The organism is Candidatus Flexifilum breve (assembly GCF_016713355.1).
In genome coordinates this window covers 533,886-549,167 of record NZ_JADJPI010000037.1, presented here as the reverse complement: position 1 = coordinate 549,167, position 15,282 = coordinate 533,886, and the positions used below count along the sequence as shown (strand labels likewise).

Below are 15,282 nucleotides of genomic sequence, written 5' to 3'. Positions count from 1 at the left end.
TTATTTGTGAAGATTTCAGGCGTTTTGTAAGGTCGCTTCGACAGACTCAAGCGCGACGGGGGCGGTAACGTACCCCGGTAAGTCCAGCCGGTAGCCGACGCCGCGCACCGTTTTGAGGAACTGCGGGTCGCCCGGGTTCGCTTCGATAAGGCGGCGAATCCAGCGGATGTGGACATCGAGCGTGCGCGTGTCACCGAGATAGTCGGTGTGCCACACCTGCTCCATGAGGAATTTGCGGTCGAGCGTTTCGCCGGGGTGCGCAAAGAACATTTCGATCAGCAGCGCGAGCTTGGGCGTGAGCGAGGTCTCCTGCCCGTTGGCGATGAGCAAGCGCCGTTCCATATTGATGGTGAACGGCCCAACGCTGATCACTTCATCACTGCCGCGCTTGGCGGTGAGCAGGCGTTCGATGGTGTTGACGAGCTTGCGCGATGTAAACGGCTGATACAGCAGCACATCAGCGGGGCTGGTGGCTTTGTGTTCCGGGTGCAGATGGATAAGGGGAATCGTGCCAATGCCATCCTTGAGCTGGCGGGCGATGCGGTCACCGGGCGTGCGCATGGAAATCGCATCCAGCACGACAATATGACAGCCTTTTTCGTGCACGAGCGTGAGCGCCTGTTTGCCGCTGGATACGGTCATCACGGCGTAGCGTTTCTGTAACGCGTCGGCGAATGAGGTTCGCTGTGCTCCCGTCTTCTCCACCAGCAAAATAGTTGCCATAGTCCCTCCACACACGCTGTTGAGTCGTCCATTATAGTCTAGGAACGGAACGCGGGCAAAGCGTTTACTGCACAAGTTGGTCAAGTTGAGGTAAGCTAACGGCAATTCGAATTGACCAACAGATAGGAAAGACGGGGATGCAGACCAGCGACTTCAGGCAACTTGCACAGTGGACAGTAGATCAAGCGATCACAATTCAGCAGATCGCCGCGCCCACCTTCGAGGAACAACCGCGCGCTGCCTACGTCGCTGAACAGTTTTCGGCTCTTGGCCTCACCGCCGTCGACATCGACGATATGTTCAACGTGTACGGCTGTTTGCCCGGCAAGGCATCGGATCAGCCCGGCATCCTGATGACCGCCCACACGGATACCGTGTTCGCTGCGGAAACGGATCTCACCATTCGGCGCGAAGGCGACCTGATCTTCGGGCCGGGGCTGGGCGATAACAGCATGGGCGTCGCCGGGATGCTCGCCGCGATCAAGGCCGTGCGCGACGACAACCTGAGTTTTCCCACCGATGTGTGGTTCGTTGCCACCACCCGCGAGGAAGGGCTCGGCAACCTGGGCGGGATACGTGCCGCCTATGACCGCCTGCGGGGGAAGATTCGCGGCGTGATCAACATCGAAGGGCTGGCGTTCGGCCACGTCTATTACGCTGGTATCTCGGTGCGCCGTCTCAAAATCAGTGCGACCACGTCCGGTGGTCACAGTTGGCTGCATTTTGGCCGCCCGAGCGCCACGCATGCCATCGTGCAGTTGGGCGCGCGCATCGCCGCGCTGCAGCCGCCGCAGAGTCCGCGCACGACTTTCAATATCGGCATGATCGAAGGCGGCACGACGATCAACGCGATTGCGCCGCAGGCCTGCCTGTGGCTCGACCTGCGCTCGGAAGAGCGTTCTGCCTTAAATCGGCTCGAAAACGAAGTGCGCGGGCATATTCGCGCCTTGGAGCAGGACGATCTCACATTCACAGTGGAAGTTGTGGGCGACCGTCCCGCCGGCGCGATTCCGGTCGCGCATCCCTTCGTGCAGGCCGCGCTCACCAGCCTCGCCGATCTCGGCGTGCGCGCGTCGCTGGAAATCGGCAGCACCGACGCGAACGTCCCGCTGTCGGAAGGCTGCCCCGCCGTCACCGTCGGTATCACCCGTGGGGGCAATGCCCACCGCACGGACGAATTTGTTGAAGTCAGCCCCGTCGCCCTTGGCCTCCGTCACTTACTGGCGGTGCTGATTACGATTGCAAAGGAAACTCGATGAGCAGGATCTCCGTTCTCGTCACCGTCCGCCGTGAATTCGCCAGTCGCTACTACAAGAATCTCTCGGCGTACGACCCGTTTAACATCACACTCGTCAACGAAACCACGGATGCGCTTGATGCGCTCCACAACCAGGAGAACCCGATCGACGTGCTCGTGCTCGACAATGAACTCGACCGCTCGTTTGAGTTCATCAGTGAACTCCGCCATGACTACCCGCGCCTGCTGATCGTGCTGGTCGATGAAGAGGCGGATTTCGCCATCCCCGGCAACGCCGACGAGATTTCGACGGCGCCGTTCGTCAATGACGATCTAATCCGCCGTATCAACCGGCTGATGTCCGATCGGCGGCTGGACACGCTGCGCGCCGATGCGATTCCGCCTGTGCGCGAATTCGCCAAGAAGCTGCGCAAAGCATCGGGCGAATCGGGCAAGCATCAGGCGGCAGTCAGCGCATGTTTTGATATTGGCTATCACTATGTGGCGTTTTATCGCATGGACAACAGCGAACCGCTGACTCTCACGCTCAAAGCGCAGGAAGGTCCCGCCCCCATTCAAGCAGTCGCGCCCAAACAGGCCACCGCCGACGACATCATGGGACACGTCGCCGTAACCGGGGAAAGTGTGATCATCGGCCCAAGCGACGAGATCAATCACCCGCTGGTCAAGCGCGGGCGGCTGGGCGCGGGCGCGGTGACACCTGTCGGCGTCACCACCCGCTATGGCGTGATCGTCGCCTGCCGCGATGTTCCCGGCTCCATCACCAAGCAGGATGTGATGCTGCTGGAACTGGTCAGCGCGCAGCTCGACGCCGTGGTATCGAAAGAGTAACCTAACCGTGGGGCAATGATCCCCTTGCCCCACGTTACCATTACCTTGATTACAGCGTTTTCAACGCCCCCGCAAAGCGCTCAATCTCCTCGTGGGTGTTGTAGTGCGCCAACCCGACGCGTACCATGCCGTGTTCCTCGTTGCGCAGCCGCTTCATGATTTCGACCGCGTAGTAATTGCCATCCCAGACATAGATGTTTTGCGCGGCAAGGCGGGCGGCGATGTCCGTGGGCGTGTACCCATCATGCGTGAACACAACGGTTGGCACACGCTCGTGAAAACGCGCCGGATCAGTAATGCCAGCAATGTGCACGCCCGGCGTCGCCTGCAGCACCTCGATCAGATGCGCGGCGAGTTCCTGCTCGTAAGCGCCGAGCACCTGCATCCCCGTGACCAGCGCCGCGCGATCCGTACTGCTGCCGCCGCCCAACGAAGCGAGATAATCGATGCACGCGCCGATCCCGGCGATCAGTTCAAAGGCGGGTGTACCCGTTTCCCAGCGGTATGGCGCTTTGTCCTTCGACGGACGCACCTTATACGCGGGCAGCGACGACAGCAGCTCGTAACGCCCATAGAGGATGCCTTGATGCGGCCCAAAATACTTATAGGAGGAGCACAGCAGGAAGTCACAGCCGATGTCCTGCACATCGATGGAAATGTGCGGCGCGCTCTGCACGGCGTCGACGACATACAGCGCGCCCGCGGCATGCGCCATCGCCGCGATCTGCTTGACCGGGTTGATCGTGCCGACGGCGTTTGAAGCGTGGACAGTCGCGACCACCTTCGTGCGGTCGGTCAGCGCCGCTTCGAGTGTATCCAGATCCAGCGTGCATTCCGGCTCGATGATGTCGACCCAGCGCACGACCAGCCCGTAATCCTCGGCGATGCGCAGCCACGGCGACACATTGGCATCGTGATCCATGCGTGTGAGCACAATCTCATCGCCCGGTTGCAGCGTCTTGGCGATGGCGCGGGAGAGCGCAAAGTTGAGCGTGGTCATGTTCGCGCCGATCACAATCTCTTCGGGACGAGACGCATTGAGGAACGCGGCCAATTTCCGGCGCGTTTCTACGACCATGGCGTCGCTGGCATGACTGGTCGGGAATGCGCCGCCGGAATTGGCGTTCATTTCGCGGAAATAGCCGCTCACCGCGTCGATCACCCGCTGCGGAACCTGCGTGCCCGCGGGGTTGTCAAAGTAAATGGGGTATCCGCCGCCCGCGATAACGCGATTGAGCGCGGGGAACTGGGCGCGAACGGCCGCCACATCAAATGCTGCCATGCTCATCTCATCCTATTTTATGAAGCTAAACGTGGATGAGTGTAACACATTGCGCGGGAGGAAAAGCAACCGGGCGGCGATGAATGGTATGAGGTGGACGTATAAAAAATCCCCTCTCCTGTGGGAGAGGGGACAAAGGGGTGAGGCTAAACCGCGCGCTTACTCCGCCGCAGCGGGCACGAAATCGTTGGTGAACGCCGCTTCGAGGTCAATCGGTGCGGGCAGGAAGTTCATCGTGCTGAGCGTATCTTGCGTCACCTGCCACGAGTCGAGCGTCGAGATACCTAGTTGATCGGCGTCCCAGAACTCAATCGACGCCAGCAGCACGTCGAACTGTACCAGTTCGTCGGCGGTGAATTGTTCGCCCAAGGCGGCGCGCAGTTCAGCCCGGCGCGCGGCCACCTCAGCGCGGGTGGCGTCCGGATTATCCGTCAGCCACACGTTCTGATCGTCCGCTGCCGTGATCAGCGCAGTGCTTAACGCCTCGCTCAGCGGCAGGTTTTCCACATAGTTTACACTGCTGAGGTAAGCGGCAGCGGGGTTATTGATCGTATCGCGCAGTCCCTGATCAAACGCGCCGACAACTGACGCCACGAGGTCCGGTTCATTGGCGACTGTATCTTCATTGGTGACGATCCCGTTCGAGACCATGTCGGCGGCGTCCGCCACCGGAATGACGACGACATCGGTCACCGAACCGCAGTCGCCCGCCGCTGCGCGGTTGCGGATTTGCAGCGGTTCATTGTTGCTGTAGACGACCGCCGCCTCAACCCGTGCGGTGCAGATCGCTTCCGGCGCATTGAAGCCGATTTCTTCAAGTTGAATGTCGGTTTCGGTCATGCCGTTGGCGGCCAACAGCGCCGTCAAGCCGCTGTAGGAGGCGCCAAACCGACCGGGGATGCCAACCACATGCCCACGCAGCCCATCAACCGTCGTGATACCCTGCTCCACAGGCACGGCGATCCCAACCGGATAGGCTTGGAACCATTCGTACACGAACACGACGGGACGCGCTTGCGCCCGCGCCGCGATCACCTGCTCGCCGCTGATCATGCCGAACTGCCGCTGACCAGACGCGATCAGATCGACGCCGAGCGGTTCGTCACCGTGTTCAATTGTCAGATTGAGGCCGACTTCGCTGAAATAACCATTGTCAATGGCGACGTACAGCGGGGAAAACTGGACATTCGGGACAAACGTGAGAAAAAAGGTGAGGTCTTGCTGGTCTTGCGCTGACACGCCGCCCACCACGAGCAGCGCGGCGATTGCGAAAACCATCAGGAAACGAACGAACTTCATAACGCTACTTGCTCCTCTGCAACAGTGAAATCCAAGACGGCACACGGGCGCGGCGTAGTCACCGCCTCGCCCTGCCGAACTCTCGCTCAGAGATTGAATTTAGCCGCGTTGACTTGACCGAGTTTTTGCTTCGCCGAGCGGCGAGGTCGTCGTGCTGTGCGGCTGCACAATGAAGCGCCGTTCCAGCAGCGCGACGATGCCGTACATCACGCGGGCGATGAAAGCTAACGTCAAAATGCCGACCCACACCAGCGGCGTATCGTATTGATCGCGCGCCAGCTTGATCCAGAAGCCCAACCCCGCCTGCGCCGTGATGAATTCGCCGACCACCGCGCCGATCACAGCGAGCGTCGCGCTCACCTTGAGGCCGCTGAGCAGCACGGGCAGCGATGCCGGAATCTCCAGCTTGACGAACGTTTCCAGACTATTCGCCCCGAACGAGCGGATCAGTTCGCGCTGATGTTCCGGCACGTTGCGGATAGCGACGATGGTATTCATAAGCATGGGGAAGAAGACGATCAACGCGCTGGTGACGATCTTGCTCGTCGCCCCGCTGCCAAACCAGATGACGAGGAGCGGCGCGTAGGCGACGACGGGCGTCGATTGGAAGGCCAAAACAATCGGCGAGAGCACATCTTCGAGGAGGCGCGACTTCGCCATGCTGTAGCCGAGCAGCACCCCGAAGGAAACTCCAATCCCCAGCCCGACGAGCATCTGGCTGAGCGTGGTGCTGGTATGCAGCCACAAGCGGCCATCCTGTACCACCTCGACGAATTTCTCGAAGACAGCGGTCGGCGGCGGAATGATGAACGCCGGATAGAGTTCGAGCAGGGTCACAACCTGCCACAAGACAAACAGCGCCAGCACACCGATCACCGGTGTGAGCGCTCGTCCATTCGGAATTCGTCGCTGCATATCGCGCAGATTGTCGTAGAGGCCATTCGCTTGCATAAAAATACCCCGTCATCGCTAGAAGTTCGGGGCATTGGGAGTCAGGTACGTCAAAAGCGTTGAGTAATTGCACGACCTCAACGACCTTTGGATATGCCAAAGTCAAGAGAGCGCCAAACCGAAGTTCCGCGCACTCGAGTCGCCTTCTCCCATCCAGACTGTAACTGTCGGCTCTGGACTTTCACCAGATCCACCGTGACGTGTCACGGGTAGCGGGCTGTACCGCCGATCGGGAATTTCACCCTGCCCCGAAGGCTTATGCTATTACATCCAGTATAGCACGATTTACGTGGGTTGGCAGCAGGGAGTGTAAATTAATGATGAATGACCTTAAATTACTGGGTCGATAACTGAACCCGCCTTAAGAGGTTGCTTCCGCGCTCGGGAGCGTAAAGCGGAAGTAACCGCCGTGCCCGCCCTTGCCGTGATCGTTGTTCTCCACCCAAATGCGCCCACCATGCGCTTCGACAATATGCTTGCAGATCGCCAAGCCTAAGCCCGTACCTTCCCCGGAAGACCGCGAGGGATCGACCTGATAGAAGCGTTCGAAGATGCGTTCGCGGTGTTCTTCGGGGACGCCGGGGCCGTTATCGAGTACGCTGATGATGACTTCGTCGCCCGCCGCTTCGGCCTGAATGGTGATCGGCTGTTTGGGCGGCGACCACTTGATCGCATTGTGGACGAGGTTAACCACCACGCGGCGTACCAGATCGCGATCCGCCAGCACCTGCAAGCCTTCCGGAATCGCGCTGACGAGCGTCAGGTCCTTGCTGGTGGCGAGTTCGTCCAACCGCTCAATCGTGTCGGCGGTGATTTCGCTGACCGGCGTTTCGACCATGCGCAGAATCGCCTGCCCGGACTCGATCATGGAGAGATCGAGCAGTTCCTGCACCAGCCACAACAGCGAGTCAGTTTCGCGCGCAATCGATCGCAGCGCCGAGGTGCTCTGCTTGCGTTTGGGTTTATCCTGCTCGTGGAATAGGCTGTCGATAATCAGGCGGATTTTGGCAATCGGCGTGCGCAGCTCATGGGAAATATTGGCGACCATGTCGCGACGCGCGCGGTTGAGCCGCACCAATTCGGAGACATCTTGCAGCGCCAACCCGATAAACAGGTGCTCATCGCGGCGAATCACGCGGCAGCGCACCCGGAACGGCTTCCGGTTGAGCGTCACCTGTTCTTCGTAGGTCTCTTCCTCGTTGGCCAGCGCATCGGCGACCATCATCTCCAGTTCGGGGAGATGCGTCACGCTTTCCAGCGACTGCCCGATAGGGCGCGTTACTTCAAACAGGGCTTCGGCGCTGTCATTAATGCCGATGATGCGGTACTGCTCATCTACCACGATCAGCGCGTCATAAGCAGCATTTGCCAGCGTCAGCGCGAGCGCCAGCTTATAGTCTGGCGCTTCTTGAGCGGTGCTCTCATCGACCACCGTCTCTTCCAGTGCGCGCAGTTCCTGCTGACCGAGCGTCACCTGGACGCTGGTCAGAATGCGTTCACGCTCGTTCAGTTCCTGTTTGAGCCGCGTCAGCGCGGCTTCCTGTTCGGCGATGGTGGTCTGGAGCGTTTCAAATTCCTGCTCGTGCTGGGCAATCGCCTGCCGCAGCCGCTGAATGTCTTGCGAGCTCGTCATCCCTTACCCTTCAAATCGGTAGCCGACCCCGCGCACAGTCACAATCCGCTTGGGCGTGGACGGATCATCTTCGATCTTCTCGCGCAGCCAGCGAATGTGCACGTCAACCGTGCGTTTGTCGACGTAGTAGTCGTAACCCCACACCTTCGTCAGCAGCAGATCGCGCGAGAGCACGACGCCGCGATTGCGCATGAGCTCGACCAGCAGATCGAATTCCTTATTGCTCAGTTTGGCTTCCGTATCATTCTTAAACAGGCGGCGTCCCGTCAGGCTGAGACGCAGGTCATCAGATACGAGTTCATCCTGCATGGCAGGACGACCGGGAGCACGGCGCATCACCGCACGCACGCGAGCCAGAAATTCACCCAGACCGAACGGCTTGACGACGTAATCATCGGCGCCGCTTTCCAGCCCAACGATTTTGTCAACTTCGGTGCCGCGCGCCGTCAGCATGATGATCGGAATATGCGCCATACCCGCGTCGCGGCGAATCAACCGGCACAGGCTGAGGCCATCCAACTTCGGCAGCATGATGTCGAGGATAATCAGATCGGGATGTTCGTCCCGCAGTTTCTCCAGACCCTCTTCGCCATCCCCCGCGGTCGTCACTGCAAAGCCTTCGCCGCGCAGTTTATCGGCGAGGTTGCGCGCCAGCGTTTCTTCGTCTTCTACGATGAGTACTTTAGACATTGAGACCTCCAGACTGGATACAGGATTAAGAATATCAAGTCTGTACTAACTCAGAATTAAACTTGGAGGGATATTTACTTAACACATTTAACCTTGCGTATAACAAGCGCGCACACCTCCGAGTGATTGTGCTGCGCGCACACCGCTGCGAATCGCCTGCGTCACGGCTTCTGCGCCATACATCCCGATTAGGTTCACATCGGCAGGGATGACGCCGCTCGCCAGCGCAAAGAACGTATCTCCATCATACATCGTATGGGCAGGACGCACCGCCCGGGCCAACCCGTCATGCGCCATCTGTGCGACTTTGTTAACTTCAGCTTTGGTGAGGCGCGCATTCGTCGCGACCACGCCAATAACCGTCGCTGCGGCAACCGGTGGCGGTGGCAGCAGCCGAAATGCTTCCATGATCGGCATAAAACCGCCAACATCATCGCGCAATCCGGCGAGAATCTTGCCCTGCTCGTCGAGGATTTCGCCAACTGCGTTTACGGCGACCAGTGCGGCGACGATCAGGCCGTTACCGAGATCAATGGCCGCCGATCCGATGCCCCCTTTGGTCGCATAAGCGCTGCCACGCAGGGCGCACACCTGACAGCCTGTCCCCACCCCCACACTCCCCTGCTCCACCGGATCAGTGGTCGCCGCGGCGCAGGCAGCGTAACCCATCGCGGCATCCGGCCGGATAGTACCGTTACCAATCCCGAGATCGAACAGGATCGCCGACGGGACAATCGGCACCGTGAAACCCATCCGGGTGGAATAGCCGAGGCCATGCTCTTCCAGATAGCGCATCGCGCCATCGGCCGCTGCCAAACCAAACGCACTGCCGCCGGCGAGCATGACCGCCGTCACTTCACTGACCTGATAGAGCGGGCGCAGAAGTTCAACTTCCCGCGTGCCGGGGCCTCCGCCGCGCACATCCACACCACCAACGGTGTGGGGCGGGCAGATCACGGCGGTGCAGCCCGTAATCGCGTCAAGATCGGTTATATGGCCGACCCGAAAACCGGGGACGGCAGTGAGAGTGTTATTCACCAATGGTGTCGTCATCATCGCCATCAGGCAGCAGCGTCTCATCGGGGACGTCGTCAAGAATGTCCAGAGCGCGTTCATAATCTTCGGGACGCACGACCACTTTGACTTCACCGAGCAGCCCCACGGTGATGCCAAGGGCGCTGCCCGCTGGCTCTTGCTGCACGATGACGGGAATGCCCGCGGTCTCCAGCAGCCCAGCCACCACGCGGGCATCAAAATCACTGTTCGTCACGTACACTATGCGCAAATCTTCCATATTTGCTCCGTGTCTTCTATAACATGAAGTGTAACGCGGGACGCTCGAAATAGATAGTTGCGACGGGGTAGGGAATCAAAAACGGACGCTGTTGGCTGTCCGTTCGGCGGGGCATGTCGGTTTGGGAATAGAAAAACGAGAAGGGTGGGTTGGCAGTGACCTACTCTCCCACAAGGTCGCCCTTGCAGTACCATCGGCGCTGGTGAGCTTAACTGCCGGGTTCGGGATGGAGCCGGGTGGACCCTCACCGCTCAAACCACCAACACACACTTCTCGTTCATTCACAAGTTGTTGTTGTTCACTCAATAACGCGTATTCTAGCACGCTCTCCCCTCGTTTGAAGGGTCAATCGCGCTGTCTGGGTTTCGACTTCATCATTCGCAGCTTCTCCAGCTCAGCCAGAGTATTCTCTTCCCCGCAACACAGAACTCAAAGCCCTCGACCATTAGTACGGGTCAGCTCCACACATTGCTGCGCTTCCACCTCCCGCCTATCAACCAGGTCGTCTACCTGGGGTCTTACTCGCTTTCGCGATGGGGAGTCTCATCTTGAGGTCAGTTTCCCACTTAGATGCTTTCAGCGGTTATCTGCTCCGGAGATTGCTACTCGGCTGTGCCGTTGGCACGACAACCGACACACAAGCGCTCCGTCCACCCCGGTCCTCTCGTACTAGGGGCAGATCCTCTCAAACTCCCGACGCCCACAGCGGATAGAGACCGACCTGTCTCACGACGGTCTGAACCCAGCTCACGTACCGCTTTAATGGGCGAACAGCCCAACCCTTGGGACCTTATCCAGCCCCAGGATGCGATGAGCCGACATCGAGGTGCCGAGCCTTGTCGTCGATGTGAACTCTTGGACAAGACTAGCCTGTTATCCCCGGGGTAGCTTTTATCCGGTAAGCTACGACCCTTCCACTCGGAGTCGTAGGATCACTAAGTCCGACTTTCGTCTCTGCTCGGCGCGTTGGCCTCGCAGTCAAGCTGGCTTGTGCCTTTGCACTCACTGGCTGGTTTCCATTCAGCCTGAGCCAACCTTTGAACGCCTCCGTTACCTTTTAGGAGGCGACCGCCCCAGTCAAACTGCCCACCTGCCACTGTCCCCCGAAGGGTTAGGGTCAAAACCACGTCAGGCTGGTATTTCACCGTCGGGTCCACCGAGCCTAGCGGCCCAGCTTCTCCCCCTCCCAGCTATCCTACACAAACGCAGTCCTAACGCAATGACAGGCTACAGTAAAGCTCCACGGGGTCTTTTTGTCCTGCTGCGGGTCACGCGCATCTTCACACGTACTTCAATTTCGCCGGGTCCCCTGTTGAGACAGCGCTCCACTCGTTACGCCTTTCGTGCGGGTCGGAACTTACCCGACAAGGAATTTCGCTACCTTAGGACCGTTATAGTTACGGCCGCCGTTCACCGGGGCTTCAATTCGCAGCTTGCACCGCTCCTCTTAACCTTCCGGCACTGGGCAGGCGTCAGCCCGTATACGTCCGCTTGCGCGTTAGCACAGACCTGTGTTTTTGGTAAACAGTCGGTAGAGCCCTTTCACTGCGACCCCCTTGCAGGGGCGCCCCTTCTCCCGAAGTTACAGGGCTATTTTGCCGAGTTCCTTAACAGAGGTTCTCCCGTTCGCCTTAGTATCCTCTACTCGTCTACCTGTGTCGGTTTGGGGTACGGTCAGTATGCTTCACCGCTCCGCAGTCTTTTCTTGACCCCCATCCAGCATCCGTTAACATCCACCCGCTAACGGCTACCTTCAAGCGATGGCCTGCTTCGCTCCACATACTGGTGCAGGAATTTTGACCTGCTGTCCATCGCCTACGCTTTCCAGCCTCGGCTTAGGCTCGACTCACCCGACGTGGACTGACCTTCCGTCGGAAACCTTAGACTACCGGCGACGTTGGTTCTCACAACGTTCTCGCTACTCATGCCCGCATTCTCACTCCCCACCACTCCACCGCACGTTGCCCGTGCGACTTCACCGCTGTGGGGACGCTCTCCTACCACTTGCTTACGCAAGTCCCTGGTTTCGGTGTCATGCTTACAGCCCCGTTCCATTTTCCGCGCAGTCGCGTTCGACCAGTGAGCTGTTACGCACTCTTTCAAGGATGGCTGCTTCTAAGCCAACCTCCTGGCTGTCTCAACACGACCACATCGTTTCCCACTGAGCATGAACTTCAGGACCTTAACCGGGGGTCTGGGTTCTTTCCCTCTCGACGGCTGAACTCATCTCCAGTCGTCCGACTGCATGGCTCACCGACCGGCATTCGCAGTTTGATTGGGTTCGGTAAGCTCACAGCCCCCTAGCCCATTCAGTGCTCTACCTCCGGTCGTCATCACCACACGCTAACCCTAAAGTTATTTCGGAGAGAACAAGCTATCTCCAAACTCGTTTGGCATTTCACCCCTAACCACATGTCATCCCCGTTTTTGCAATAAACGTGAGTTCGGGCCTCCCGTCCGTGTCACCGGACTTTCACCCTGCACATGGTTAGCTCGTCTGGTTTCGTGTCCAATAACTGCCACTAATCGCCCTATTCAGACTCGCTTTCGCTTCGCCTCCGGGTGTCACTCCCTTAAGCTGGCCACAGCTATTGACTCGCGGGCTCATTCTCCAATAGGCACGCCATCAGGGTTTTACCCCCTCTGACCGTCTGTAAGCATACGGTTTCAGATTCTCTTTCACTCCCCTCGCCGGGGTTCTTTTCACCTTTCCATCACTGTACTCTTGCGCTATCGGTCGTCAAGTGTATTTAGCCTTGGAACGTGGTCGTCCCAGCTTCCCACCAGGTTAGCGTGCCTTGTGGTACTCAGGATACCCCCCACAACCGTCCCCTTCACCTACGGGACTCTCACCCCCTCTGGTCGGCTTTCCCAAGCCGTTCGGTTCAGTTTCGGTTGCTGATAGAAGTCCTACAACCCCGGATTGCTCCGGTTTGGGCTCTTCCGCTTTCGCTCGCCACTACTCGCAGAATCCTTCTCTTTTCCTCGGGCTACTGAGATGTTTCAGTTCGCCCGGTTCCCTCCCCTCGCGGGGTGACAAGCTCACGCCTGCCGGGTTTCCCCATTCGGACATCGTGGACTATTACGGCTGCACACGCCTCATCCACGCTTTTCGCAGTGTACCACGTCCTTCATCGGCACTTGACGCCAAGGCATCCCCCGTATGCTCTTATCCGCTTTGAACCTGTGTTACGGAGAAGAGGATACTCTCGCTTACTTTCGAAGACTTGCTCTTGATTCGTCGTTTCCCATTTGCGTTATTAAGTTGTTAAGGTGCCATCCGAGACGATATTTCGCCCCGTCACCGCTCATAAGCGACTTATGAACGCTGACCGATTGAAATATCTGTGGAGATAAGGGGACTCGAACCCCTGGCCTACGCCTTGCAAAGGCGCCGCTCTCCCAACTGAGCTATATCCCCGAATGGATGCAGTGTGGGGATACGGCGACTCGAACACCGGACCTCACGCTTATCAGGCGTGCGCTCTAGCCAACTGAGCTATATCCCCGTGGATGTGAAGGTGCAGCGTGTGCATCCTTAACCACAGAACTGTGAGACGAAGAGATCCTTCATTGAAGAGGGTGGAGCAAATCGCGTTTTGACCGGAGTGTTCCGTGTCATTGTCTTGCTTTGGGCTTTGCCTCTCGGCGTCTGCCCGTTGTTTCTCAGAAAGGAGGTGATCCAGCCGCACCTTCCGGTACAGCTACCTTGTTACGACTTCGTCCCAGTCACCCGCCCTGCCTTCGGCGGTTGCCCCCGTAAGGTTGGCTCTCCGACTTCAGGCATGACCAGCTCCCATGACGTGACGGGCGGTGTGTACAAGGCCCGGGAACGTATTCACCGCGCCGTGGCTGATACGCGGTTACTAGCAACTCCGGCTTCATGCAGGCGAGTTGCAGCCTGCAATCCGAACTACGATCGGCTTTGGGGATTGGCTCCACCTCGCGGTCTCGCAACCCACTGTACCGACCATTGTAGCGTGTGTGTAGCCCCGGATATAAAGGCCATGCTGACTTGACGTCATCCCCACCTTCCTCCTGCTTCTCGCAGGCAGTCGGGCCAGACACGTGTAACTGACCCCGGGGGTTGCGCTCGTTTTCGGACTTAACCGAACATCTCACGACACGAGCTGACGACAGCCATGCAGCACCTGTAGACGCTCCTTGCGGTCGCTCACCTTTCGGCTCGCTACTACGCCTATGTCAAACCCGGGTAAGGTTCTTCGTGTAGCCTCGAATTAAACCACACGCTCCGCTGCTTGTGCGGGCCCCCGTCAATTCCTTTGAGTTTTAGTCTTGCGACCGTACTCCCCAGGCGGCAGACTTATCGCGTTAGCTGTGGCGCCCCCTCCCTTGCGGGAGTGGACATCCAGTCTGCATCGTTTACGGCTTGGACTACCGGGGTCTCTAATCCCGTTCGCTCCCCAATCTTTCGCGCCTCAGCGGCAGTTCGGACCCAGGACGCCGCTTGCGCCTCTTGTGTTCCTCCAGGATCTCTACACATTTCACCGCTCCACCCGGAATTCCACGTCCCTCTATCCCACTCTAGTCCCACAGTCTCAAGCGCGTTTTCCCGGTTGAGCCGGAACCTTTCACACCTGACTTATGGCACCGCCTGCGCACGCTTTACGCCCAGTAACTCCGGATAACGCTCGCCTCCTACGTTTTACCGCGGCTGCTGGCACGTAGTTAGCCGAGGCTTATTCGCCATCTACCGTCCGTTCTCGTCAGTGGCAAAAGGGCTTTACAACCCGAAGGCCGTCATCACCCACGCGGCGTCGCTGCATCAGGGTTCCCCCATTGTGCAATATTCCTCACTGCTGCCTCCCACCCCTTACGCGTCGTTGCCTTGGTAGGCCTTTACCCCACCAACTAGCTGATGCGCCGCAGCCCCCTCTTCGGGCGTCTTGCCCCTTTTCTCTCTGGTCTCTACAACCCGGGAGCTTATCCGGTCTTAGCGTCACTTTCGCGACGTTATCCCAGACCCAAAGGCAGGTTAGCTACGTGTTCCTCACCCGTGCGCCACTATCTTGCGATCGTTCGACTTGCATGTGTTAAGCACGCCGCCAGCGTTCATCCTGAGCCAGGATCAAACTCTCCGTCAGTGTTTGACTTGCTCATCTCTTCGTCTTCACAGTTCTGTTGTTAAGGTGCGTGTTTCGCACTCAGCGCATTGCTGAATGTGTTACGTATTCTATCAGTCGCCCTCGCGGACTGTCAATCCTTTTTCTCGCTCAATTTGAAACTCTTTTCAAACTGATTTGCGATATTTGGGATATAACTTTTCGAAGGTGCGGCGCTGTAATCTCTACAGCGAGGCG

Annotated in this window: 10 protein-coding genes, 2 tRNA genes, 3 rRNA genes and 1 riboswitch; of the genes, 2 read left to right on the top strand and 13 right to left on the bottom strand. The window is 58.5% G+C overall.

Features of this window, described 5'->3' with window-relative positions; genetic code table 11:
• Positions 1-15 precede the first annotated feature (15 nt).
• On the bottom strand, positions 16-723 hold the full coding sequence (locus IPK17_RS33500) for a response regulator transcription factor (RefSeq protein ID WP_343422066.1): 708 nt from the start codon (positions 721-723) through the stop codon (positions 16-18).
• A 137-nt stretch (positions 724-860) separates the two neighbouring features.
• Here IPK17_RS33500 and IPK17_RS33495 point away from each other — a divergent pair, with 137 nt between their 5' ends.
• Complete coding sequence (locus tag IPK17_RS33495; RefSeq protein ID WP_343422065.1) at positions 861-1,982, top strand: M20/M25/M40 family metallo-hydrolase; 1,122 nt, start codon at positions 861-863, stop codon at positions 1,980-1,982.
• The gene (locus IPK17_RS33490) at positions 1,979-2,812 is read left to right on the top strand and encodes a GAF domain-containing protein (protein ID WP_343422064.1); all 834 of its coding nucleotides are present in this window, start codon (positions 1,979-1,981) and stop codon (positions 2,810-2,812) included. The genes IPK17_RS33495 and IPK17_RS33490 overlap by 4 nt, the downstream gene beginning before the upstream one ends.
• 49 nt (positions 2,813-2,861) lie before the next feature.
• Here the strand turns inward: IPK17_RS33490 and IPK17_RS33485 are convergent, their stop codons facing one another.
• From IPK17_RS33485 to IPK17_RS33430, 12 genes are all read right to left on the bottom strand, one after another.
• Complete coding sequence (locus IPK17_RS33485) at positions 2,862-4,094, bottom strand: cysteine desulfurase-like protein (RefSeq protein ID WP_343422063.1); 1,233 nt, start codon at positions 4,092-4,094, stop codon at positions 2,862-2,864.
• A gap of 159 nt (positions 4,095-4,253) precedes the next feature.
• A complete protein-coding gene (locus tag IPK17_RS33480) occupies positions 4,254-5,393 on the bottom strand; it encodes an ABC transporter substrate-binding protein (RefSeq protein ID WP_343422062.1) in 1,140 nt (379 codons plus the stop codon).
• Between the two features lie 99 nt (positions 5,394-5,492).
• Positions 5,493-6,344 carry an ABC transporter permease gene (locus tag IPK17_RS33475; RefSeq protein WP_343422061.1) on the bottom strand — a complete coding sequence of 284 codons (852 nt, stop codon included), beginning with the start codon at positions 6,342-6,344 and terminating at the stop codon, positions 5,493-5,495.
• Positions 6,345-6,481: 137 nt separating this feature from the next.
• Positions 6,482-6,604, bottom strand: a riboswitch (FMN riboswitch).
• A 101-nt stretch (positions 6,605-6,705) separates the two neighbouring features.
• A complete protein-coding gene (locus tag IPK17_RS33470; RefSeq protein ID WP_343422060.1) occupies positions 6,706-7,977 on the bottom strand; it encodes a sensor histidine kinase in 1,272 nt (423 codons plus the stop codon).
• A 3-nt stretch (positions 7,978-7,980) separates the two neighbouring features.
• Positions 7,981-8,667, bottom strand: a complete 687-nt coding sequence (locus IPK17_RS33465) for a response regulator transcription factor (RefSeq protein ID WP_343422059.1) — start codon at positions 8,665-8,667, stop codon at positions 7,981-7,983.
• 87 nt (positions 8,668-8,754) lie between these two features.
• The gene (locus IPK17_RS33460; protein WP_343422058.1) at positions 8,755-9,705 is read right to left on the bottom strand and encodes a P1 family peptidase; all 951 of its coding nucleotides are present in this window, start codon (positions 9,703-9,705) and stop codon (positions 8,755-8,757) included.
• A complete protein-coding gene (locus IPK17_RS33455) occupies positions 9,698-9,961 on the bottom strand; it encodes a putative signal transducing protein (protein ID WP_343422057.1) in 264 nt (87 codons plus the stop codon). The genes IPK17_RS33460 and IPK17_RS33455 overlap by 8 nt, the downstream gene beginning before the upstream one ends.
• 147 nt (positions 9,962-10,108) lie before the next feature.
• Positions 10,109-10,225, bottom strand: a 5S ribosomal RNA gene (gene rrf, locus IPK17_RS33450).
• Positions 10,226-10,387: 162 nt separating this feature from the next.
• Positions 10,388-13,144: ribosomal RNA gene (locus IPK17_RS33445) — 23S ribosomal RNA — on the bottom strand.
• Between the two features lie 165 nt (positions 13,145-13,309).
• Positions 13,310-13,382 (bottom strand) — tRNA-Ala (locus tag IPK17_RS33440).
• A 14-nt stretch (positions 13,383-13,396) separates the two neighbouring features.
• Positions 13,397-13,470 (bottom strand) — tRNA-Ile (locus IPK17_RS33435).
• Positions 13,471-13,631: 161 nt separating this feature from the next.
• Positions 13,632-15,066, bottom strand: a 16S ribosomal RNA gene (locus IPK17_RS33430).
• The 16S, 23S and 5S rRNA genes sit together here with 2 tRNA genes alongside, the layout of an rRNA operon.
• Positions 15,067-15,282: the final 216 nt, after the last annotated feature.

Bases quoted from the DNA above. Each gene is read 5' to 3' on its own strand.
- IPK17_RS33475 (WP_343422061.1), bottom strand. From the start codon at position 6,344: ATGCAAGCGAATGGCCTCTACGACAATCTGCGCGATATGCAGCGACGA.
- IPK17_RS33485 (WP_343422063.1), bottom strand. From the start codon at position 4,094: ATGGCAGCATTTGATGTGGCGGCCGTTCGCGCCCAGTTCCCCGCGCTC.
- IPK17_RS33495 (WP_343422065.1), top strand. From the start codon at position 861: ATGCAGACCAGCGACTTCAGGCAACTTGCACAGTGGACAGTAGATCAA.
- IPK17_RS33455 (WP_343422057.1), bottom strand. From the start codon at position 9,961: ATGGAAGATTTGCGCATAGTGTACGTGACGAACAGTGATTTTGATGCC.
- IPK17_RS33470 (WP_343422060.1), bottom strand. From the start codon at position 7,977: ATGACGAGCTCGCAAGACATTCAGCGGCTGCGGCAGGCGATTGCCCAG.
- IPK17_RS33465 (WP_343422059.1), bottom strand. From the start codon at position 8,667: ATGTCTAAAGTACTCATCGTAGAAGACGAAGAAACGCTGGCGCGCAAC.
- IPK17_RS33480 (WP_343422062.1), bottom strand. From the start codon at position 5,393: ATGAAGTTCGTTCGTTTCCTGATGGTTTTCGCAATCGCCGCGCTGCTC.
- IPK17_RS33490 (WP_343422064.1), top strand. From the start codon at position 1,979: ATGAGCAGGATCTCCGTTCTCGTCACCGTCCGCCGTGAATTCGCCAGT.
- IPK17_RS33500 (WP_343422066.1), bottom strand. From the start codon at position 723: ATGGCAACTATTTTGCTGGTGGAGAAGACGGGAGCACAGCGAACCTCA.